This window comes from Pseudomonas sp. GV071 (genome assembly GCF_003050835.1).
Classification (GTDB): Bacteria; Pseudomonadota; Gammaproteobacteria; order Pseudomonadales; family Pseudomonadaceae; genus Aquipseudomonas.
In genome coordinates, this window is sequence record NZ_QAOJ01000002.1 from 525,083 (window position 1) to 545,253 (window position 20,171).

Genomic DNA, 20,171 nt, shown 5'->3' on the forward strand with positions numbered 1-20,171 from the left:
AGTCTCGAATCTCGATGGGAAGCCACCCCGCGCCAGGCGGGGGTGGCGTTGTATTAACGCATCAGAGCGGGCGGCTGAAGGCCGACAGCGGGTTGTGGCGACAGGGCTGCTTGAGCAGCGTGTCGCAGGCTGGCAGCGCTTGCGGCGCGGTTACACCGGTCAGCTCGCCCAGTACCAGGCGCGAGGGGTGCTGCGCGTCGTGGTACACACTGTTGCGGCTCTGCAGCGAGTAGTAGGCGAAACCGTAGCCACCGGTGCGCGAAGGCGCGTCGATCCAGATGCGCAGCTTGGACCCCTTGCGGAACGGGTGGGAGAACGGTGGAATTTCCACGCGGCCCAGGGCTGGTACGTTCGGCAGCATCGGCTGGATGGCATCCGGCTCGTCGACCAGCCAAGGGCGCAGTTCGGTGGACTTGCTCTCGTCCAGCTTGCGATTGGACATGCGCAGCCAGCCACGTTGGACGAATACTTCCTTGTCGTCCGGGCGCACCTCGGTGATGGTCACCTGCACGTCCGTATCAGGCGCCAGGAAGGTGGACAGCCAGATATCTGCGCTGGCGGTGCCGTAGCTGAGGAAGTCACGCTCAAACGGCGCGCTGGTGTAGGCCAGGCTGCCCTGTTTCCACAGCGGATGCTGCCAGCCCCAGGCGTTGTCCTTGAGGTAGGTGTTCACGTCCGGGCCGGGGATCGGGTAGAGGTAGGCGTCCGGCTTGCCGCTGCCTTGGCCGCCCTCGATCAGCTCGCCGTCTTCGCTCAAGGCGAAGCTCACCGGCTTGACCGCAAGCGGGTAGTGGTCGCGCTCGATGGTCCAGCCAGGGTTCGCCGTCTCGTTCGGTTGATGGCGACCTTCGCGGACATCAGCCACCGTCTCTTGCCAAATTTCCAGACGCTTGGTGCTCTCGAAACCGTTCTGCTCACCTTTCACGAAATGGTCGAGGAAGGGATACAGCTTCTCCTTGCGGAAGTGCTCCGACTCGTAGAGGTTGTGGCCGCCGCTCGACTGCACCATCCACAACAGTTTCGGGTCAAGGCGTTCCTGGTAGTAGCCTTCGCGGGCCAGTACCGCTTCGTCCTGCCAGCTCTGCATGGACAGCACCGGCACCTGCACCTCGTTGGCACGATTGCGCGGCTCGCGTTGCTTGGTCCACTCATCGCGCAGCGGGTGGCGAATCAGGTTGTACATCAGCGAGGAGCTGACCACTTTCGCCTTGTTCGCTTCGACCTGGGCCAGGCAGCGTTTGTCCTTCTCTGTTTCGGCGCTGGCCTTGACCGCGTCCCAGCGCATGTCGACGAACCAGTGCCAGGTCGTGGTGAACTCCTGGTTGGGCACGCCACCCGGGGCCCAGCTGTCGCTACGCGGGTCACCGAGGATCATGCCTGGAGCAATGGCCTTGAGCCCTTTGGGGCGTTCGGTGGCGGTCATCAGCTGCGACATGCCGGCCCAGGACCAGCCGAACATGCCGACACTACCGTTGGACCAACTCTGCTGCGCTGCGAACTCCACGGCACTGCGACCGTCGGTGCCGTACTGTGGCCCGAGGAAGTCGAAGGTGCCCTGTGAACAGCCGGTGCCACGGGCCTGTACGCCCATCACGGCGTAGCCGCGCTCGACCAGGTCCTTGTCCATTGCGACCGAGAAGGTCTCGTTGTCGGCCAGGTAAGCCGAGCCACCGATGCTGCCGGAGTCGTAGCCGCTGTAGCGGATCAAGACGGGGAATTTGCCTGCGCCCTTGGGCAGCAGTACCGAGTAGCGCAACTCGGTGCCATCGGCTGCGGTGATATAGCCGGTAACGCGCTTGCTCCAGAAGGCCTGGAAGCTGCGATCGGCAGGCGGCGGACCTTCCATCGGTGGTTGGGTGTTACAGCCGGCCATCAGCAACGCGGCGCAGAGGGCGCATAGGCCAAGGGCATGCTTGATAGGGGGGATCTGCATAACTGAACCTCAGTATTGGCTAGGTATTCTCTAGGTCTGGACGGCAGAAATGTCTGCCGCTACGAGTCAGAAATTCTTCATCGCCGAGAACACGACGGTGGCCTGGCAGTCGCCGCCCTTGCCGAAGTTGTTCTGGCACTCGGCCTTGGACAGGTCGGTGTCGATGTAGGCGGCCTTCCACTCCAAGTCCCACATGCGCTTGGTCAGGGATACGCCCCAGTCGCTGTAGCCACTACGGGTGTTGCCACTGCCCGAGCGCCAGGCGTTTTCGTCAGGCGTCCAGGTGTGGCCGTAGCGCACGTTCAGTTTGGTGGCATAGGGCAGGTAGAAGTCGTACTCAGCCCAGCCGATGGTGCGGTGCGGGTCACGCTCGGGAATGAGGCCTGGCAGTTGTACCCATGGCGGGATCTGGCCGGCTGCCTGGGCCGCATGTGCAGCAGCAATGTCCTTGTTGGCATCGTCGACCGGTTTGGGTGTCTGCAGGTCCCAGGCGTACTTCACGCCGACGGTGGCCTGGCGGTAGCTGAGGGTGCCGATGAACTCGTCGAAGTTGATCCAGCTGTCGCCGGGGTACTCGTAGCGGATGTAGGTCAGCGAGTAACGGGTGTCCTCGGTGATCGGCCGGCCAATGCCGACGTAGTAGCCCATCTCGCGGTTGGCCTCGGTGTCCATGTCGACGGATACACCGTAGGCGCCTAAGTACAGGCCGCTCGGCTTGTGCACCAGGGTAGCGTTGCCTTGGTAGACGGGGGCGCCGCCCATGTTCAGTGAGAGACCTCCCACGCGCCAGTCGCTGGCGATACCAAGGTTGATGTCCAGCATGGTCTCCGGGGTCAAGTCGACGGCCTGAGCACAGAGGGAGAGGGCGAGCAGGCTGCCGGCCAACCCCCGGGTTGCAATCTTGTTCATGTACTTCTGCTCCGTTGTTCTGATTTATTTGGCAGAGAAGAGGTCGATCTGCTTTTTCTTGTTATTTGCCTGCTCACTTTTCCGGGCATGACAAGGCCCTGGCTCGTGCGCAGGCGAACCGAAAAGTGGCTGAGGCTTGGTGTTGTCAGGTGCTGGTGAGGTGGTTGGCTAGAACGATTCTGGTTGTGCGTGGTTCTCCTTGCTGGGTTAGTCGACTCGGTAGCACTCGATCCATACCCCGTGCTCGGCGGGATAGGTGACGACCCCCAAGAACAGGTGCTGTGTCAGCCACTGGTAGCGCGGGCTGTCGGTGGTGAACTGCGGTGTGCAGCGGCAGCGGTATTCGTGCTCCGGTATAGGCCACTGGCTCTGTGCCAGACGTTGACCTTTTTCAGTCAGCCTCAACAGCCCTCGGTTGCGCACGCCAATCACCGCACCGTCGTCACAGTGCAGTTGGTAGTTGGCGTCCAGCACGCCGGTGCCGTCGTCGAGTTCCAGGTAGTAATCCGCGCCGCCGCCGGGGACAACGCCCTCCAGGCCCGGGCCGGCGAAACGGCCACCGAGAATCGGGTAATCGATACGCTCACCCAGCTCAGTGCGGCCGCGGCTGATGCCCGAGCCGATCTGTACGCTTAGGTACATGGCCAGTTGCAGCGTTGGCTCAGGCATCGGAACGGATCCGGTTCCAAAGGCGTGTGAGCAACCGTTGCGCAGCCATTTTCGGCGGCTCGATCTGGAACAGCAGGTGGCGATCGGCCTCAGGCACGAACAGGTTTTTCTCGCTCAGCAGCTCCGGGTTGATCAGTGCGGTACTGGCCGGGTTGGGGTTGGGGTAGCCGATCTGGTTGGTGATGCGCGCGATCACCTCTGGCTGTAGCAAGTAGTCGATAAAGGCGTGGGCCTGTTTGAGGTTTTTCGCGCCTTTGGGAATCACCATATCGTCGGACCACTGCAGCGTGCCCTGACGCGGCAAGGCCATGCGGATGTCGATGCCGTTGTTGGCCGCCAGCGCCATGTTGCGCGCCGCCAGCATGCCGCCGGACCAACCCAGGGCCACGCAGATGTCGCCGTTGGCGAGGTCCTGCGGGTACTTGGCCGAGTTGAAGTAACGCACGTAGGGGCGGATGGATTTGATCAGTGCTTCGGCCTTGGCGTAGTCCTCGGTTTTGGCGCTGCTGGGGTTCAGGCCCAGGTAGTGCAGGGCGATGGGCACCACTTCATCCGGGCTGTCGAGAATCGCCACCCCGCACTGGCTGAGCTTGGCGATGTTCTCGGGCTTGAACAGCAGGTCGTAGTCGCGCATGTCGACGTCCTTGCCCAACACCGCTTCCACCTTGGCTTTGTTGTAGCCCAGCAAGGTGCTGCCCCACAGGTACGGCACGGCATAGCGGTTGCCCGGGTCCAGTTGCTGACGCTGGGCCATGAAGGCCGGGTCGAGCTGGTTCCAGTGCGGCAATTGCTCGCGGTCCAGCGGCTGCAAGGCTTTGGCGGCTACCAGGTTGGGCACCTGGCTGCTGCTGGGGAACGCCACGTCATAGCCGGCCGAACCGGTCAGCAACTTGGCTTCGAGGGTCTGTGGGCTGTCGAACACGTCGTAGACCAGGTTGATGCCGGTCTGCGCTTTGAAGTCGTCCAGCACGTCTTTGGGCAGGTACTCGATCCAGTTGTAAATGCGCAGCTCGCCGCCGATTTTTTCGGCGTGCGCGGCCAGGCTGGCGCTACCGATCAGCAGCCCGAGCAAGCAGTGTTTCAGCACGTGTTTCATAACAGCTCCTGAAAGAGGTAGTCAGATCGCGCTGGCCAGGGAACGCACCAACCGCAAGGTATCGATATCCAGCACACTTTCGGCAATCGGCAGGGACGACTGTTTGACGATCACCACCTGCTGAGCGAAGTCGATATACAGAATCTGGCCGTGGATACCCACCGCCAGCAGCGCCTCGCCCGGGTACACATACCATTGGCTTTTGTAGGTGGCGCCGGGGCTCCACAGGGCAAAGTTTTCGTTGGCGGCGTAGATGGCCGGGTCGCCGCCTTGCAGCACCGAATCGATGGCCGCCGCCGGAATCAGTTGCTGGCCGTGGGCGTCGCCCTTGGCCAACAGCAGTGAGCCGAAGCGCGCCATGTCGCGCAGCGTGGCATTGAAGCCGGCGCCGGCGACGTTGCGGCCCCAGGGGTCGGCAACAAAAAAGCCATCGCGCTCGCAACCCAGGCCCTGCCACACCTCACGCAGGTGCTCGGCGCAGCTGCGGCCGCTGGCGCGCTCCATCACCCAGGCCAGCGCTTCGGTGGTGGCCGTCACGTAATGGAAGAAACCGCCGTGTTCGCCATTCTTGCGAGTGGCCGGCAGGTATTCGTACAGCGACTGGCTGGCGCTGATGCCAGGTGGCGGCACGGTCAGACCGCAGGCATAGCCGAACTGGGAGCTGCCGGAGAGCGGGTCGTCGTAGACCTCGTCGTAATCGATAGCCACCGCCATATCCAGCAACTGGCGCACAGTGGCATCGCCAAAGGCACTGCCACTGAGCTCGGCGACATACTCACTAGCCAGTGCCTCCGCACGCAGTTGGCCGCTGCCGAGCATGGCTTCGGCCAGCACACCAATCAGCGATTTGGTCACTGAAAACATGATGTGACGTTTGTGCGCCTGGTGGCCGTTGAAGTAGTCCTCCTGCACCACCGCGCCGTTTTTCATCACCAGCCAGCCATCGGTGTAGCTGGCCTGCAGATGCTGTTGCAGCGTGACGGTGTGGCCAGCGGCGCTCTCGAAACTGAAGTCAGTCAGCGATTGGCTGGCGCTGGCCAAAGGCGAGCTCGGCTTGGCGCCGCGTTCCACGCTGATGCTCGGGCGAATGCGCCCCAGGTTATGAAAGGCCCAGCGGTTGTGCGGCGGGCTCATGAAGTTGTGCCAGGTCACCCGGTGCTCAGAGGCAGGCGGGAAACCCTGCATCAACGGCGGGGTGGGTGCTGCACCTTCTTCATAGGCACCCAGCAGGGCCTGGGCGAAATCGCTGGTCATGGGCATGTCTCGTCGTTGGCGATGACATGTTTTATTCATATAAAAACTTATGGTCAACTAAAAATATTGACCGTAATCTAAATTTGCCTAGAATCAGCCACTTATAAAAGCGGTTTGAGGAGGCATCGCGTGACCGGTTTACGCCAGCGGCAAAAGGAACAGCGCAGGGAAGCCATAGTCGCGGCAGCGCTGGGGCTCTTCGAAACACAGGGCTTCGCCGCCACCACCGTGGAGCAGATCGCCGTGCAGGCCGGGGTGTCGACGCCCACGGTGTTCAACTACTTCGGCAACAAACAGGAGATTCTCCTGGCCCTGGTGGAGCACGCCGACAAACAAGCCATCATCGACGCACGCTCGCAGATCCCCGACTTCGATAACGCCGTGGACGCCATGTGCCACCTCGAATCGCTGATCGTGCGCCACGAACTCAGCGTGCTGCCCCCCGCGATCTGGCGCGAGCTGCTGCCCCTGAGCATGCTCACCGCGCCACCGGAACAAGTCTCCACCCTCAACGCCGGCCTGGTCGGCGAAATCGCCAGCCTGCTGCGCGAACTGCAAGACCGAAAAATGCTCAGCACCACAGTGGACGTCGACTTCGTCGCCTACTTCCTCAACGACTACAGCTCCATGCTGTTCATGCGTCTGGTGCAAGCCGACGTCCCCGACTTCGACGGCCACGCGCAACGCATCCGCCAACTCACCCAGACCCTGTTCGACGGGTTGAAACCCTGACCGACTCTTGCGGCTTGCGCTCCCCGTGCCAGTCGCCTGTAGAACGCCACGCGAGAGGCGTTTTTTGCCGCCCCAGCCTGCTGGCCATGATGTGTGAGCGTTGTGGTTGAAGGGTGTGGGCGGCTTTTTTGCGATGGGGGCAGTGCAGAGCCAGGCGAGGGAGGCAGTAACCCGCCTATTTCCACTTCCCCATTTGGTTCTTTTAACTTAGTTTAACTGTGTTTTTGAGATGTTTGATTTCGTGAGTCTTGCTACAGCCCCTATTTATCGAGGTCTCACTCAATTTTTTTAAGATAACGTCTAAGCCCTTTCGAGATATTTAACGATGGCTGAATTTTCTCATCACCAGCTTGAACTGCTGAATCCGTCGTTCGATTCCGAGCTGGCTGATGTGCTGATGGAGCTTGAGCAACTTCGTCGACTGCGTCTTGAAGGTGATACACCGCCTGCGGTTTTCTTTCAGTTGAAGTCGCTATTCCATACCTTGGAAAGTCTCGGTTCTGCCCGAATCGAGGGAAACCACACCACACTGGCCGATTACATCGATAGCAAGGTTGAAGGCGAAGCCGAGGGAACTGATCAACTGCGCGAAGTAGCCAATATTGAAAAAGCCATGGATTTCGTCGAGACCGTCATGGCCCCCGGCGAACCATTGACTGAGCGAACCATTCGGGAGCTGCACAGCGTTGCTGTGCAAGGGTTGGAGCGAGAGGGTGATCGTACGCCGGGCGCCTATCGGACTGCTGGGGTGCGTATCGCCCAATCAGACCATCTGCCACCAGAAGCCATGATGGTTCCCGGCTATATGGAGGAACTGGTCGCGTTTGTGAATAAAAAGGATCCGCCCAAATACGACCTGATGAAGGTCGCGCTTGCGCACCATCGCTTCGGCTGGATCCACCCATTTAGCAATGGCAACGGTCGCGTTGTGCGGCTGCTTACTTATGCGCTGATGATCAAGTACGGTTTTAATGTCAGCACGGGTGGCCGGGTGCTCAACCCGACGGCAATTTTTTGCAATGACCGCGAGCGTTACTACGCCATGCTGGCAACTGCCGATCAAGGCACCCATACCGGTCTGGAGGCCTGGTGTACCTACGTACTCGATGGCATTCGCGTAGAGCTGGAAAAGGTCGACAGGTTGACTCACTACAGCTACCTGACCAAGCACATTCTCGGCCCGGCCGTCACCATGGCCAGAGAGCGGGAGTGGATCACGGATGCAGAGCGATTGGTGTTAGGGGCGGCTATCGACGCGAAGGTGGTGAAGTCTGGCGATATCGCTGCCGTTTTACCGACGCTGAGCGCCGGGCAGCGCACCTATCAGATCCGCAAGCTAGTGGATCAGGGCATGCTGCTGCCCATCGCCCCAGGCGCCCGTCAGTACACCATCGGCTTTTCCAGCAATTTCCTGATTCGCGGCGTGATCAAAGCGCTCCGTGACCAAGGTTTCATTCCGGACCCGTTGGATAAGCCATAGGAAATGGCAAGTTGAGCGCTGCTTGTGCGCCAGAAACGAAAAAGCCCCAGGCATTCACCCGGGGCTTTCTCATTTATATGGTGCACCAGGCGGGATTCGAACCCACGACCCCTGCCTTCGGAGGGCAGTACTCTATCCAGCTGAGCTACTGGTGCAGCGCGGCGCCATGATACGCATGTCGCTCGCGGGCGTCCATGGCGGGGCGTTTTGTTCGCTTTATCAAACGAAAGTACTAATCCCTGAGGGTGGCTGATCAGAAAAGCAGCAACTTTTGTGGGTTTTCGTACATTTTTTCGAACAGGCTATTGCCCTTTAGCGGTGACCTCCCTAGGATTCGTTTGAGATTTCAAACGCCCTCGACGCTCATAGCCACAGACCGAACCAAGCGATCTGAGGCTGTTCAAAAAGCCCGTCATCAGCGCTCAATCCGTTCTACGTGTCATCCACTATTCTTCGCTGCAGCCTTTAACCGCTGCGGCGGCTTACAACAATTTTGCCTGCCGCCATGGCGGTGGGCTAAAGGAGACGGCTATGCAACTCAAAGACGCTCAATTGTTTCGCCAGCAAGCCTTTATCGACGGCGCCTGGGTGGACGCAGACAGTGGCCAGACCATCAAGGTCAACAACCCGGCCACCAACGAGATTCTCGGCACCGTGCCGAAAATGGGCGGCGCTGAAACCAAGCGTGCCATCGAAGCTGCTGAAAAGGCCCTGCCGGGCTGGCGTTCGCTGACCGCTAAAGAGCGCGCGAACAAGCTGCGTCGCTGGTTTGAGTTGATGATCGAAAACCAGGACGACCTCGGTCGCCTGATGACCCTCGAGCAGGGCAAGCCATTGGCCGAAGCCAAGGGCGAAATCGCTTACGCCGCTTCCTTCCTGGAGTGGTTCGCGGAAGAAGCCAAGCGTGTTTACGGCGACGTGATTCCGGGCCACCAGCCAGACAAACGCCTGCTGGTGCTCAAGCAGCCAATCGGGGTAACCGCCGCGATCACCCCGTGGAACTTCCCGGCCGCGATGATCACCCGTAAAGCCGGCCCGGCCCTGGCCGCTGGCTGCACCATGGTGCTCAAGCCTGCCAGCCAAACCCCTTATTCCGCTCTGGCCCTGGCCGAACTGGCGCAGCGTGCCGGCATTCCGAAAGGCGTGTTCAGCGTGGTTACCGGTAGCGCCGGCGACATCGGCAGCGAGCTGACCAGCAACCCGATCGTGCGCAAGCTGTCGTTCACCGGCTCGACCGAAATCGGTCGTCAGCTGATGGCTGAATGCGCCCACGACATCAAGAAAGTCTCGCTGGAACTGGGCGGCAACGCGCCGTTCATTGTGTTCGACGATGCTGATCTGGACGCCGCCGTCGAAGGCGCGCTGATCTCCAAGTACCGCAACAATGGCCAGACCTGCGTTTGCGCCAACCGTCTGTACATTCAAGACAGCGTGTACGACGCGTTTGTGGAGAAACTGAAAGTGGCCGTCGCCAAACTCAAGATCGGTAACGGTCTGGAAGACGGCACCACCACCGGCCCGCTGATCGACAACAAGGCCGTGGCCAAAGTTGAAGAGCACATTGCCGACGCCCTGAGCAAAGGCGCGAAAATTGTGTTCGGCGGCAAGGCCCACAGCCTGGGCGGCAGCTTCTTCGAACCGACCATTCTGGTCGACGTGCCGAAAAACGCTGCAGTTGCCAAAGAAGAAACCTTCGGCCCGCTGGCGCCGCTGTTCCGCTTTAAAGACGAAGCCGATGTTATCGCCCAGGCGAACGACACCGAGTTCGGTCTGGCTTCGTACTTCTATGCTCGCGACCTGGGTCGTGTGTTCCGTGTGGCTGAAGCCCTGGAATACGGCATGGTGGGTATCAACACCGGTCTGATCTCCAACGAGGTAGCGCCGTTTGGTGGTATCAAGGCTTCTGGTCTTGGCCGCGAAGGCTCGAAATACGGCATCGAGGATTACCTCGAAATTAAGTATTTGTGCTTAGGCGTCTAATGCAGCTTTGTAGTACCCCGGGGTGGAACCCACGAGCCGGCCCACCCGGGCATGCAGCACCGTAATAAAGAACCTGAGCAACCGGCAGGGCGTGGCAGTCGATCATCGAATGCTGCACGCGCCTTTCCCCGGTTGCGTTCATCCTTGAGCTGCGCCGCCCGATGAGCGGCGAATGAGGACTGCACCATGAGCAAGACTAACGAATCCCTGATGCAACGCCGCATGGCCGCTGTACCGCGCGGTGTGGGCCAGATCCACCCGATTTTCGCTGAGCGTGCCGAGAACGCCACCGTGTGGGACGTCGAAGGCCGTGAGTTCATCGACTTCGCCGGCGGTATCGCCGTGCTCAACACAGGTCACCTGCACCCGAAAGTGGTTGCCGCGGTGCAAGAGCAACTGACCAAGCTGTCGCACACCTGCTTCCAGGTGCTGGCCTATGAACCCTATGTCGAGCTGTGCGAAGAAATCGCCAAGCGCGTGCCGGGTAACTTCGCCAAGAAAACCCTGCTGGTGACCTCCGGTTCCGAAGCCGTAGAAAACGCCGTGAAAATTGCCCGCGCTGCCACTGGCCGTGTCGGCGTAATCGCCTTCACTGGCGCTTACCACGGCCGCACCATGATGACCCTCAGTCTCACCGGCAAAGTGGTGCCGTACTCCGCTGGCATGGGCCTGATGCCTGCCGGTGTATACCGCGCCCAGTCGCCGTGCGAGCTGCACGGGGTGAGCGAAGACGAGTCGATCGCCAGCATCGAGCGCATCTTCAAGAACGACGCACAGCCGTCGGACATCGCCGCCATCATCATCGAGCCGGTGCAGGGCGAAGGTGGTTTCTACACCAACTCCAAAGCTTTCATGCAGCGTCTGCGCGCCCTGTGCGACCAGCACGGCATCTTGCTGATCGCTGACGAAGTGCAAACCGGCGCTGGCCGTACCGGCACCTTCTTCGCCACCGAGCAGTTGGGTGTGATCCCGGACCTGACCACCTTCGCCAAATCCGTCGGCGGCGGTTTCCCGATTTCCGGCGTCAGCGGTAAAGCCGAAATCATGGACGCCATCGCTCCGGGTGGCCTGGGCGGCACCTACGCCGGTAGCCCGATCGCCTGCGCCGCGGCCCTGGCCGTGCTGAAAGTGTTCGACGAAGAGAAACTGCTGGAACGCTCGCAAGCCCTGGGCGAACGCCTGAAGGCTGGTCTGCGTGACATTCAAGCCAAGCACAACGTGATTGGTGACGTGCGTGGCCTGGGCTCGATGATCGCCATCGAGCTGTTCGAAGGCGGCGACACCCACAAGCCGGCGGCTGAGCTGGTTGGCAAGATCGTCGCTCGTGCTCGCGAGAAAGGCCTGATCCTGCTGTCTTGCGGCACCTACTACAACGTCATCCGCTTCCTGATGCCGGTTACCATTCCTGAGGCACAACTGGACAAAGGCCTGGCCATTGTCGCTGAGTGCTTCGACGAACTCGCCTAGGGCTCACCAGCTCGGCAAGTTTGAGACCCGCTTCGGCGGGTCTTTTTTTGCCCGCTGGTTTTGCACGGCTATGCGTCAAATGGCGCCCGGCGCCGGTAACTAACAGTAAAAAAAACGGCGCCCAAGCGCCGTTTTTTGTGGGTCTAAAAACCTGTCAGGCCGTTTGTGTTTGTTGCTCCACGGGCTTGCTCTCGGTGGTGCGGGTCCAGCGATTGGCACGGGTAAAGGTGCCGAAGTCGTTGAAGCGCACACCGGCTTCGCGCATCACCTTGTGGGCGAACGGCACGGTGAGCTGGCGAATGTAGAAGGGTTCTTTCACCACAAAGTGGTGGATCGCATGGCTGCTGCCGAAGTTGAAGCAGAACGCCTGCAGCGGCCACAGCCACACCGGGTTCAGCACCTGGCACTGTTGGATCACGTTGCCCGGCTCGATGTCGCCGTAGTAGTGCATGTTCGAGCTGACAAAGTGCAGGCTGAAGGTGCGCAGCACGTTGGGGCCGACCAGCACCACCACCGCAATGTTGACCAGGTTCATCACTTCCAGAGTGCTGGCCGACCACTCGATCGGCGAGCCCAGCAGGGTGCTGACGAAGGTGCTGATATGGAAACCGAGGAACACGTACCAAGTGCCCCAGTTCATCAGACCCAGCGGCGAGTAAACCTTCACGGTGCGGCTGACGATCATCCACTTGTGGCTCCAGGTCTTGGCGCGCAGAAAGCGGATAAACGAGGACATCATGTTGTCGCCCACCATCAGCAGGCGCGCGATACCCCACGGCTCGCCATTGGTGATGGCGCGCTCTTCCATATCGGTTTCGGTGCCCGATACCTTGTGGTGATTGAGGTGCAGGTGGCGACGTACCCAGGGGTTGATGGTGCTCGGGCGGGCCAGCCAGACCAAGGCCATCATCAGGTTGTGCGGCACGCGCTTTTTGCGAAAGTACATCGAGTGGATCAGGTCATGCTCCAGCTCGTGGGTCAGCGAGGCGAAGAAGGCGTTGAGCAGCAGGCACGCCCACCAGGCCATGTAGCCTTCGATGTACAGCGCGGCGCTGCCGATCATGCCGGCCAGGGCGAAGGCGAGGATGCCGGCGCCGAGGGCGTCCTGATGCTTGAGAATGGGGAAACGCTGGCGCAGTTCGACGCCATGCGCCATCACCACTTCGCGAATATGTGCAGCACGCTGTTGCGCATTCTGGCTCACGGGGCTTGCAGGAGAGTGGGACATGCTTACATCCTCTATTTAACGTGACGCTACTGTGCCGGGCCGGACGCGCGCCGGCCTGACCTCGAACGCCAACCTGTTGACCGGATGCGCCAATCTGCATGACTGCTGAACCCACTTCGCTCGCCAGCTGGACCCGTGCCCTGCGCAAGCAGCTCGATGCACTGGGCCTGGACAGCGCGCAGCTGTGCCTGGATGCCGGCCTCGACCCGACGCTGATGGAGCACCCCAATGCCCGCTACCCGCTGTCGGCCACCACCCGCTTGTGGCGCCTGGCGGTCGAAGCCAGCGGTGACCCGGCGCTGGGCCTGAAGACCTCGCAATACGTCAGCCCCACCAGCTTCCATGCCCTGGGTTATGCGCTGGTGGCCAGCAGCAGCCTGCGCGAAGTGTTCGAGCGCATCGTGCGTTACCACCAGGTGGTCAGCGACGCCCTGAGCCTGGAATTGAAAGCCCTGCCGGACCGCTACGAGTTTCGCCTGAAAGTGCCGCTGGACAGCCCGGCGCCGGCGGCGGAAGCGGTGGACGCGTTTATCGCCATCTACGTGCGCACCTGCCGCAATCGCCTCGGTCGCGACTTCGCACCACTGGCCGTGCACCTGCGTCGCCCGCAGCCGGCCGACCCTGCACCCTGGCACGATGCCCTGCGCGCACCGATCCATTTCGGCGCCGCCGAAGACCTGCTGCAGTTCCCTCGCGAGGCCTTCGACAGCACCCTCGAAGACGGTAACCAGGAGCTCGCCGAACACAACGAAACCGTGCTCAAACGCACCCTCGAACAACTGCACCCGCTGACCTGGCGCCGCCGTGTGTGCACCTGCCTGGAAAGCCAGTTGCCCAACGGCGAGCCGTCGGCCGAGCGCATCGCCAGCAGCTTGCACCTGAGCCTGCGCAGTTTGCAGCGGCACCTGGCAGACGAGGGCTGCAGCTATGAAAACCTGCTCAGCGAAACCCGCCAGAACCTCGCTCTGCAACACATGCGCGACCCGCATTGCTCGATCAGCGAGATCGCCTATTTGCTAGGCTTTGCCGACAGCAGCAGCTTCAGCCGCGCGTTCAAACGCTGGACCGGCCAGGCCCCCAGCCAATACCGCGACAGCCTGCTGTCCAAGGGATAGGCCACATAGGACTAAAGCGCACTGGCAGCGCGGCCGATGACATGCTCGAATACGCGACCGTGACGCTTACTCGTCCCGTAGGAGCGGCTTTAGCCGCGATGTTTTCAGGCCGGGAGCATCGCGGCTGAAGCCGCTCCTACCCGACCGTTATGCCGCCACGCCGCACCATAAGAACAAGAGGTTTGCCGATGCGCCCCGCCTACTCCCGCCGCCCTTGGGTCTGCCTGCTGCACGCTGCCGGGCTCGCTGTGCTGATGGTGGTTTACCAGCAGATGCAGCTGCCGCTGTACCTGAGCATTCCGGCGTATTTGCTGCTGGCGTTGTGGCCCTGGTTGGGCCCCTGGGAAACCCCCGAGTTGGCGGCCATCGGCCCGGCGCAGACGCCAGCCGCTTTCAACGAACTTAGCCAGAACCTGTCGCGCAGCACTTGCCATAACGCCCTGTCAGCGGCGCAGGTGGCGTTTGGCGTGAAGCAGATGGCCGACAAGCTGCAATCGCAGTTGCAGGTGGTCGAGCAGGTCAGCGTCGGCGCCCAGGCGATGACTGACACCGAGCAGGCCAGTGCCCAACGCGCCGAACAAACCCTGAGCGCCGCCCATGCCGTGCGCGAGCGCAGCGACGAGGGCCAAAAGGCGCTGCAACAGGCCATCGCCCGTATGCAGCAACTGAGCGTGCAGGCCGCCGACAGCCGCGAGCTGATGGATGGCCTGAGCAGCCGTACCGAACAGATCCAGCAAGTTACCCAGGTAATCCAGTCCATCGCCAGCCAGACCAATCTGCTCGCCCTCAACGCTGCCATCGAGGCCGCCCGCGCGGGTGATCAGGGCCGCGGTTTTGCCGTGGTCGCCGACGAGGTGCGCAAGCTCGCCGGGCGCACCGCCGAGGCCACCGAAGAGGTGGCGCAGATCGTCACCGACATCCGCCAGCAGAGCAGCGCGGTGGTCAGCCATATCCAGCAGCAAGCCAGCGAACTCGACCAGGCTGCGGCCCAGGTCGAAGCCAGTGGCGGGCAACTGCAGGGCATCACCGAGCTGGCCAGCGAAGTGGAAAGCCAAGTGGACGCGATCAACCGCGGCACCGAGAGCAATCATCAGCAACTGTCGGCGCTGTTCGTCGCCCTCGAGCAATTGCGCAGCGACGTGCATGGCAGCGAAGCGCAAACCCGCGAGCTGGCGCAGGCGGCGCAGCGCTTGGTGGGCCAGGCCGAAAGCGTCAGTGAGCAACTGGCTGAAGTGGGCCTGGACGACTATCACCAACGCATCTACGACCTTGCCCGTGAAGGCGCCGCCGCCATTGGCGCGCAGTTCGACGCTGATATCCAGGCCGGCCGTGTCAGCCTCAGTGACCTGTTCGACCGCAGCTACCAGCCGATCGCCAACAGCTATCCAGCGAAGTACCGCACCCGTTTCGACGCCTACGCCGATCAGGTGCTGCCGGCGATTCAGGAGCCGTTACTGGCCCGCCATGAAGGCCTGGTGTTCGCTATCGCCAGCACCCCGGAAGGCTATGTGCCGACCCACAACCGGGCGTTCAACCATGCGCAAACCGGCGACCGCGCCGTCGACACCCTGAAGAGCCGCAGCAAACGCCTGTTCAACGACCCCACCGGCATTCGCTGTGGCAGTCATCAGCAGGCGTTGTTGTTGCAGACCTACAGCCGTGACACCGGTGAGCTGATGCATGACCTGTCGGTGCCGATCACCGTGCAGGGGCGGCATTGGGGTGGGTTGCGGCTGGGGTATCGGCCGCAGGCTTGACGGCGCTAGGGCCTGAATCTGTAGGAGCGGCTTCAGCCGCGATGCTTTTGATCTTGCCGTTTGCAGGAAATCGCGGCTAAAGCCGCTCCTACGTCCAGCGTTGTTCAAGGTACCTGCGCGACTTCCCGCAACCGCTGCAAATCCACAATCTCAATCTCCCCATAGGTCAGGCGCACGATGCCCTGGGCCTGCAGCTCCTTGAGGATCTGGTTGGTGGTCTGCCGCGAGATCGCCAGCATCAACGCCAGTTGCTCCTGTGCCAAGTGCAGCACTCGCCGCGGGTCACCTTCGCCATAGTTGTCGGCAATCATCAGCAGCCGCTGGGCCAGGCGTGGCGCGGCGGGCAGCAGGCTGATCTGCTCCAGGGCGATAAACGCCAGGCGCAGTTTCTGGCTCATCAGCAGGGCGAAGTCGCGCCAGTAGGTGGGGTGCTGATCCAGCAGGCTGGTCAGTGCGCTTTGCGACACGTGCAGCAACACGGTCGGGCCTTCGGCAAAGGCGTCATGGGTGCGTGGCTGGCCGTCGAACAGGGAAATCTCGCCAAACCAGTAGGGCGGCTCCACCAGCGTCAGCAAGGCTTCCTTGCCGCTTACACTGACCGCGCCGACGCGCATCGCGCCTTCGACCACTGCATATAGGCCGCAGGGTTGATCGCCCCGGTGGAACAAGCGCTCGCCACCTTGCAGACGGCGCAGGCTGGCGCTGTTCAGCAATACTTCCTGCAGCGTCGCGGGCAGGGTGCTGAACCAATGGCCGGTGCGCAGCAGGGGGAGGTAGGGCAGAGAATGGTCCATGGGTGTTTCCGGGTGCGCTCTAAGGTTTGTCAGCTACCTGACAGAGTTGCAGCTTACCCAACCTGCATGATTCATCCAGCCCGAATAGAGGCAGCCTCTGAGGACATAAGATGAAAACCCTGATTGATCACCTTGCCCAATACGCCACCTACCACCGTGACCGGCGCAATATCTTCACCCACTTCATTGGCGTGCCGATGATTGCCTTCGCCGTCACGGTGCTGTTGTCGCGTCCTGGCTTCAGCGCCTTCGGCCTGTGGCTGTCGCCGGCCACGCTTTGCGCGTTGGCCTCGGCCGTGTTCTACCTGCGTCTGGATCTGCGCCTGGGCCTGTTGATGAGCGCCTTGCTCGGCCTGAGTCTGTGGGGCGCCGCCAACCTCGCCGCACAAGGCACCATGGTCTGGCTCAGCGCCGGTCTGGGTCTGTTTGTGGTGGGCTGGATCATCCAGTTCATCGGCCACTACTACGAAGGGCGCAAGCCGGCCTTTGTCGATGACCTCTCCGGGTTGATCGTCGGCCCGCTGTTCGTGGTCGCCGAGCTGCTGTTCCTGGTGGGCATTCGTGATGACGTGCGGGTAGCCATCGAAGAACGCGCCGGCCCGACGCACATTCGCGGTAAAGACGCGTTGGTTTGAGTTTTCCGGTTTGCAGAAAAAACCGCTCGGTTTCCCACAACCAACCGTTCCCCTTCAGGCTCACCTGGCAGCAATGGCTGCCAGGTCCTGAGCCGTAGCTGGCAGCCCAACGTCCCTTTGCGCCAGACACTCATCTCTTTTTGCCAGGGAGATGAACATGCTCGTGCGTATCGCCAAGGCCGCGTTGGTGGCCATGACCGGTCTGTTTTCGTTGTTGGTCGGGGTGGATAACTTGCTCGACTACGGCACCAACTTCGCCTACGTGCAGCATGTGCTGGCGATGGACACATTGCGTGCACCATCGGCGCTCGGCTGGCGGGCGATCAGCAACCCCGCTGTGCACCACCTGGCTTATGCGCTGATCATCGCCTTGGAGCTGGCCGCCGGGATGCTCTGTATGGTCGGCGCGTTACGCCTGGCGAGTGCTCGCGGCGAGCTGGCACGGCGCTTCAACGCCGCCAAGAGCATTGCTCTGCTTGGGCTGCTGACGGGCTTTACGCTGTGGTTTTTCGGTTTCATGGTGGTGGGCGGCGAGTGGTTCCAGATGTGGCAATCGCCCACCTGGAATGGGCAGCAGGCGGCGTTCCGTTTTGCCGGCTGCCTGGGGTTGATCCTATTGTTTGTGGCGCAACGCGACGACGAGTTGGCCTAGGGCGAATGCCGCCCAAGCGGTAGCTGCCTTCTGCTCTCAGTTCGAACTCATCAACTGGTCACTCATCGCCCGCGCGTGGCGGTCGACGATGGTCGGCGCGAAGGGCCGGCCGGACAGGCTGGTCATCGCCGTCACGCCGCTGTTCATGTCTGCCAGCGCCACTCGCAAGTAGCTCCAGCGGGTATCGAGCTTCTTCTTCACTGCCGCGTCCTGCTGCGGCAGCTTGTTCATCTCGCCATCGATGTCCGGCACCAGCAAACGCTCGTCCTGGCCGATGTACTGGTCCGCATGTTCGCGCGCCAGTTCCAGGCTGCCGACGTAGGAGCGGAACAGGTACTGCACTGACAGGTACTCGAGCTTTACCGGCAGCTCGTCCACCGGAGTGGCCTGTGCCAGGCCGTGGGCACTGATGAGGAAGTCGCGCAGGGCTTTGCTCAACTCCTTCTGGTAACCCCACGGCACATCCTCTTCGTTGGGGCCGAAGGAAACACCGCGTTTGATCTGGGTAACAAGGTTCTGTTGAGCGGCGCGCAACTCGCTGTTGGCTTGCGGGCTGCTTTGTACGGCTGCGGCGAGGGCAGCGAGGTCACTGTCGACCCGTTCGGCGTAGCTGGCCTGGAAACCTTCACCGCGGTACAGCAGCAAGCTGCCCACGGCGCGGCAGGCCTGCACCTGCATTTGCTCCTGTGGCGTCTGGGCTTGCACCGCCGCCGTCGAGAGTGTCGCCAGCCCGGTCAACAGACAGGCGAGCAGAACATGAAGCATGGACGTACAACGCATACCGAGGTGCTCCTTATTATTTTTGTGTTCTTCCCCGCGCAGTAGGGTACTGCACCGCTGCGATATGGAAATTAGCCCCAAAGAGTGATTTATGCGGCGATGCGTGACCAAGTGGTCGTTTTTTGCCGCTGCCGTGGCTCAAAAGTGCTACCGCCGTTGCAATGCGTAGGCTGCAGCGCAGTACCCGGGGTGACGAATCGACAAATCGCAGGTGAAAAAAAACCGCTCAACCAGAGGCGGAGCGGTCGGGAAGTAACGTTGACTGAGGAGCTACCGCCATCAACGTCAGGAGAACTGCAGCACGCGCCCGGAGCGGGGGCGTGCGGGAACATTAACTGTCTTGCGCGGCCTTCTCGGCAGCCTTCTGGGCGGCGACGGATTCGGCGATGGTGCTGTGTTGCTGCTGGGCAATGGCCGCATTACGCGCAACAAAGGCTGGCGACTCTTCAGCCAGGCTAACTTGGGAGAAAAACAGCGAACTGGTGGCGAACAGGGCAGTAAACATCAAAGTGCGTTGCATGGTGTGATCCTCATCTGGGCTCATCGGTGAAAGCCTGGCCAGTCTAATGAGGAGCAAAACCCGGAAAAACCACGGTTTTGGAGATGAGCTATTACCTGAAATGCAACAGTAGTCAGGGCGCCCAGTGCGCCGGGTTGTCGAGAATTGCCTCGTCCTGGGCAAACAACGGCGGCAGCTCGGCCTTGAGGAATTCCACCCAGGTTTTGATCTTGGCATCGAGGAAGCGCCGCGACGGATACAGCGCATAGATATTGCGCTCGCGCAGGCGGTATTGCGGCAACAGGCGCACCAGGCTGCCGTCGAGCAGGGAAGGGCAGGCAACAAACGAAGGCAGCAGGCAAAAGCCCATGCCGGCCTGTGCGGCCTTGGCCAGCGACTCGGCAATGTTCACCTGAAAGGCTTCGCTGGGCAGCACTTCGTAGCTGCCGTTGGCATCGTCGAGCAACCAGTTATCCACATACAGCGGGTCGAGCAGGCGCAGGTAACGGTGCTGGCGCAGGTCGGCCGGGCCTTGCGGGGTGCCGTGTCTGGCCAGGTAGCTCGGCGCGGCACAGAGCACGCTGTACATGGTGCCGAGGTTCTGCGCCACCAGCTGCGAGTCCGGCAGCTCGCGGGCGAAGGCGATGATCACGTCGTGGCCGTCTTCGATCGGGTCGGGGTTGCGTTGCGACAGGGTCAGGTCGACCACCACCTGCGGGTAACGCTCGGCGTATTTCGCCACCAAGCCAGTGATGTGCTGCAGGCCCAGGCCGGTCATCGTATGCACCCGCAGGCGACCGCTGGGAATCAGGTGGGCGCCGCGTGCTTCGGCGGCGGCTTCGTCGACTTCACTGAGAATCTGCCGGCAACGCTGCAGGTAGCGCTCGCCGGTTTCGGTCAGCGCCAGGCGGCGGGTGGTGCGGTGCAGCAGGCGCGCCTGCAGTTGCTGCTCAAGCTCCGAGACCAGCCGCGACACCTGCGCGGTAGACAGACCCAGGGCCTGCGCGGCGGCGGTGAAGCTACCGGTGTCGATCACCCGGGCGAACACCCGCATGCTTTGTAAGGTGTCCATCGCAACTCCCATATCTGCCTGGCAATTGTTGCACGCGGCGTAAGGCTGCTTAACGCCAGGCGCTGATTATCTGGCCCTGGCGGCAAAATATACTGCCTGCCCTGAGCTGTCACCGCGCA

At 61.6% G+C, this 20,171-nt stretch carries 18 protein-coding genes and 1 tRNA gene; 8 read left to right on the forward strand and 11 right to left on the reverse strand.

Features of this window, described 5'->3' with window-relative positions; all coding sequences use genetic code 11:
* Positions 1-61: 61 nt before the first annotated feature.
* The 5 genes from C8K61_RS06360 to C8K61_RS06380 all read right to left on the reverse strand — a co-directional run bounded on the left by C8K61_RS06360 (position 62) and on the right by C8K61_RS06380 (position 5,861).
* On the reverse strand, positions 62-1,933 hold the full coding sequence (locus C8K61_RS06360; protein WP_108095356.1) for a CocE/NonD family hydrolase: 1,872 nt from the start codon (positions 1,931-1,933) through the stop codon (positions 62-64).
* A 66-nt stretch (positions 1,934-1,999) separates the two neighbouring features.
* Positions 2,000-2,842 (reverse strand): TorF family putative porin, encoded by an 843-nt coding sequence (locus C8K61_RS06365; RefSeq protein ID WP_108095357.1) that lies wholly within the window; start codon positions 2,840-2,842, stop codon positions 2,000-2,002.
* A gap of 207 nt (positions 2,843-3,049) precedes the next feature.
* On the reverse strand, positions 3,050-3,511 hold the full coding sequence (locus C8K61_RS06370; protein ID WP_108095358.1) for a DUF3237 domain-containing protein: 462 nt from the start codon (positions 3,509-3,511) through the stop codon (positions 3,050-3,052).
* Positions 3,504-4,607, reverse strand: a complete 1,104-nt coding sequence (locus C8K61_RS06375) for a polyamine ABC transporter substrate-binding protein (protein ID WP_108095359.1) — start codon at positions 4,605-4,607, stop codon at positions 3,504-3,506. Before C8K61_RS06375 ends, C8K61_RS06370 begins: the two co-directional genes overlap by 8 nt.
* A gap of 21 nt (positions 4,608-4,628) precedes the next feature.
* Positions 4,629-5,861 (reverse strand): serine hydrolase, encoded by a 1,233-nt coding sequence (locus C8K61_RS06380; RefSeq protein ID WP_256589369.1) that lies wholly within the window; start codon positions 5,859-5,861, stop codon positions 4,629-4,631.
* A gap of 129 nt (positions 5,862-5,990) precedes the next feature.
* Between C8K61_RS06380 and C8K61_RS06385 the strand changes: the two genes are divergently transcribed.
* The gene (locus tag C8K61_RS06385; protein WP_108095361.1) at positions 5,991-6,593 is read left to right on the forward strand and encodes a TetR/AcrR family transcriptional regulator; all 603 of its coding nucleotides are present in this window, start codon (positions 5,991-5,993) and stop codon (positions 6,591-6,593) included.
* A gap of 325 nt (positions 6,594-6,918) precedes the next feature.
* Positions 6,919-8,073 carry a Fic family protein gene (locus C8K61_RS06390; RefSeq protein WP_108095362.1) on the forward strand — a complete coding sequence of 385 codons (1,155 nt, stop codon included), beginning with the start codon at positions 6,919-6,921 and terminating at the stop codon, positions 8,071-8,073.
* A gap of 78 nt (positions 8,074-8,151) precedes the next feature.
* Here C8K61_RS06390 and C8K61_RS06395 read toward each other — a convergent pair.
* Positions 8,152-8,228: transfer RNA gene (locus tag C8K61_RS06395), tRNA-Arg, on the reverse strand.
* Between the two features lie 376 nt (positions 8,229-8,604).
* On the opposite strand from C8K61_RS06395, the gene gabD reads away from it, so the two are divergent.
* Both gabD and gabT read left to right on the forward strand, forming a co-directional pair.
* Positions 8,605-10,053, forward strand: coding sequence for an NADP-dependent succinate-semialdehyde dehydrogenase (gene gabD, locus C8K61_RS06400; RefSeq protein ID WP_108095363.1), 1,449 nt, complete (start codon positions 8,605-8,607; stop codon positions 10,051-10,053).
* A 186-nt stretch (positions 10,054-10,239) separates the two neighbouring features.
* Positions 10,240-11,520, forward strand: a complete 1,281-nt coding sequence (gene gabT, locus C8K61_RS06405; RefSeq protein WP_108095364.1) for a 4-aminobutyrate--2-oxoglutarate transaminase — start codon at positions 10,240-10,242, stop codon at positions 11,518-11,520.
* 154 nt (positions 11,521-11,674) lie between these two features.
* Here gabT and C8K61_RS06410 read toward each other — a convergent pair whose 3' ends face one another.
* A complete protein-coding gene (locus C8K61_RS06410; protein ID WP_108095365.1) occupies positions 11,675-12,748 on the reverse strand; it encodes a fatty acid desaturase in 1,074 nt (357 codons plus the stop codon).
* 98 nt (positions 12,749-12,846) lie between these two features.
* Here C8K61_RS06410 and C8K61_RS06415 point away from each other — a divergent pair, with 98 nt between their 5' ends.
* Positions 12,847-13,863 (forward strand): AraC family transcriptional regulator, encoded by a 1,017-nt coding sequence (locus C8K61_RS06415; protein ID WP_108095366.1) that lies wholly within the window; start codon positions 12,847-12,849, stop codon positions 13,861-13,863.
* Positions 13,864-14,402: 539 nt separating this feature from the next.
* A complete protein-coding gene (locus C8K61_RS06420) occupies positions 14,403-15,620 on the forward strand; it encodes a methyl-accepting chemotaxis protein (protein WP_371919973.1) in 1,218 nt (405 codons plus the stop codon).
* A 104-nt stretch (positions 15,621-15,724) separates the two neighbouring features.
* Here the strand turns inward: C8K61_RS06420 and C8K61_RS06425 are convergent, their stop codons facing one another.
* Positions 15,725-16,414, reverse strand: a complete 690-nt coding sequence (locus tag C8K61_RS06425; protein ID WP_108095367.1) for a Crp/Fnr family transcriptional regulator — start codon at positions 16,412-16,414, stop codon at positions 15,725-15,727.
* Positions 16,415-16,524: 110 nt separating this feature from the next.
* Here C8K61_RS06425 and C8K61_RS06430 point away from each other — a divergent pair, with 110 nt between their 5' ends.
* Positions 16,525-17,049: a DUF962 domain-containing protein gene (locus C8K61_RS06430; RefSeq protein WP_108095368.1), complete on the forward strand. Its 525-nt coding sequence runs from the start codon at positions 16,525-16,527 to the stop codon at positions 17,047-17,049.
* A 157-nt stretch (positions 17,050-17,206) separates the two neighbouring features.
* Positions 17,207-17,701 carry a DUF2165 family protein gene (locus tag C8K61_RS06435; protein ID WP_108095369.1) on the forward strand — a complete coding sequence of 165 codons (495 nt, stop codon included), beginning with the start codon at positions 17,207-17,209 and terminating at the stop codon, positions 17,699-17,701.
* A gap of 36 nt (positions 17,702-17,737) precedes the next feature.
* Here the strand turns inward: C8K61_RS06435 and C8K61_RS06440 are convergent, their stop codons facing one another.
* From C8K61_RS06440 to C8K61_RS06450, 3 genes are all read right to left on the reverse strand, one after another.
* Positions 17,738-18,481 carry a hypothetical protein gene (locus tag C8K61_RS06440; RefSeq protein ID WP_108095370.1) on the reverse strand — a complete coding sequence of 248 codons (744 nt, stop codon included), beginning with the start codon at positions 18,479-18,481 and terminating at the stop codon, positions 17,738-17,740.
* A gap of 331 nt (positions 18,482-18,812) precedes the next feature.
* A complete protein-coding gene (locus C8K61_RS06445) occupies positions 18,813-19,001 on the reverse strand; it encodes a hypothetical protein (RefSeq protein ID WP_108095371.1) in 189 nt (62 codons plus the stop codon).
* A 112-nt stretch (positions 19,002-19,113) separates the two neighbouring features.
* The gene (locus C8K61_RS06450) at positions 19,114-20,052 is read right to left on the reverse strand and encodes a LysR family transcriptional regulator (protein WP_108095372.1); all 939 of its coding nucleotides are present in this window, start codon (positions 20,050-20,052) and stop codon (positions 19,114-19,116) included.
* Positions 20,053-20,171 lie beyond the last annotated feature (119 nt).

Excerpts from the sequence above, each read along its gene's own strand:
- C8K61_RS06360 (WP_108095356.1), bottom strand. The coding sequence starts at position 1,933 with ATGCAGATCCCCCCTATCAAGCATGCCCTTGGCCTATGCGCCCTCTGC.
- C8K61_RS06365 (WP_108095357.1), bottom strand. The coding sequence starts at position 2,842 with ATGAACAAGATTGCAACCCGGGGGTTGGCCGGCAGCCTGCTCGCCCTC.
- C8K61_RS06370 (WP_108095358.1), bottom strand. The coding sequence starts at position 3,511 with ATGCCTGAGCCAACGCTGCAACTGGCCATGTACCTAAGCGTACAGATC.
- C8K61_RS06375 (WP_108095359.1), bottom strand. The coding sequence starts at position 4,607 with ATGAAACACGTGCTGAAACACTGCTTGCTCGGGCTGCTGATCGGTAGC.
- C8K61_RS06380 (WP_256589369.1), bottom strand. The coding sequence starts at position 5,861 with ATGACCAGCGATTTCGCCCAGGCCCTGCTGGGTGCCTATGAAGAAGGT.
- C8K61_RS06390 (WP_108095362.1), top strand. The coding sequence starts at position 6,919 with ATGGCTGAATTTTCTCATCACCAGCTTGAACTGCTGAATCCGTCGTTC.
- gabD (WP_108095363.1), top strand. The coding sequence starts at position 8,605 with ATGCAACTCAAAGACGCTCAATTGTTTCGCCAGCAAGCCTTTATCGAC.
- gabT (WP_108095364.1), top strand. The coding sequence starts at position 10,240 with ATGAGCAAGACTAACGAATCCCTGATGCAACGCCGCATGGCCGCTGTA.
- C8K61_RS06410 (WP_108095365.1), bottom strand. The coding sequence starts at position 12,748 with ATGTCCCACTCTCCTGCAAGCCCCGTGAGCCAGAATGCGCAACAGCGT.
- C8K61_RS06415 (WP_108095366.1), top strand. The coding sequence starts at position 12,847 with ATGACTGCTGAACCCACTTCGCTCGCCAGCTGGACCCGTGCCCTGCGC.
- C8K61_RS06420 (WP_371919973.1), top strand. The coding sequence starts at position 14,403 with ATGACTGACACCGAGCAGGCCAGTGCCCAACGCGCCGAACAAACCCTG.
- C8K61_RS06425 (WP_108095367.1), bottom strand. The coding sequence starts at position 16,414 with ATGGACCATTCTCTGCCCTACCTCCCCCTGCTGCGCACCGGCCATTGG.
- C8K61_RS06430 (WP_108095368.1), top strand. The coding sequence starts at position 16,525 with ATGAAAACCCTGATTGATCACCTTGCCCAATACGCCACCTACCACCGT.
- C8K61_RS06435 (WP_108095369.1), top strand. The coding sequence starts at position 17,207 with ATGCTCGTGCGTATCGCCAAGGCCGCGTTGGTGGCCATGACCGGTCTG.
- C8K61_RS06440 (WP_108095370.1), bottom strand. The coding sequence starts at position 18,481 with ATGCGTTGTACGTCCATGCTTCATGTTCTGCTCGCCTGTCTGTTGACC.
- C8K61_RS06445 (WP_108095371.1), bottom strand. The coding sequence starts at position 19,001 with ATGCAACGCACTTTGATGTTTACTGCCCTGTTCGCCACCAGTTCGCTG.
- C8K61_RS06450 (WP_108095372.1), bottom strand. The coding sequence starts at position 20,052 with ATGGACACCTTACAAAGCATGCGGGTGTTCGCCCGGGTGATCGACACC.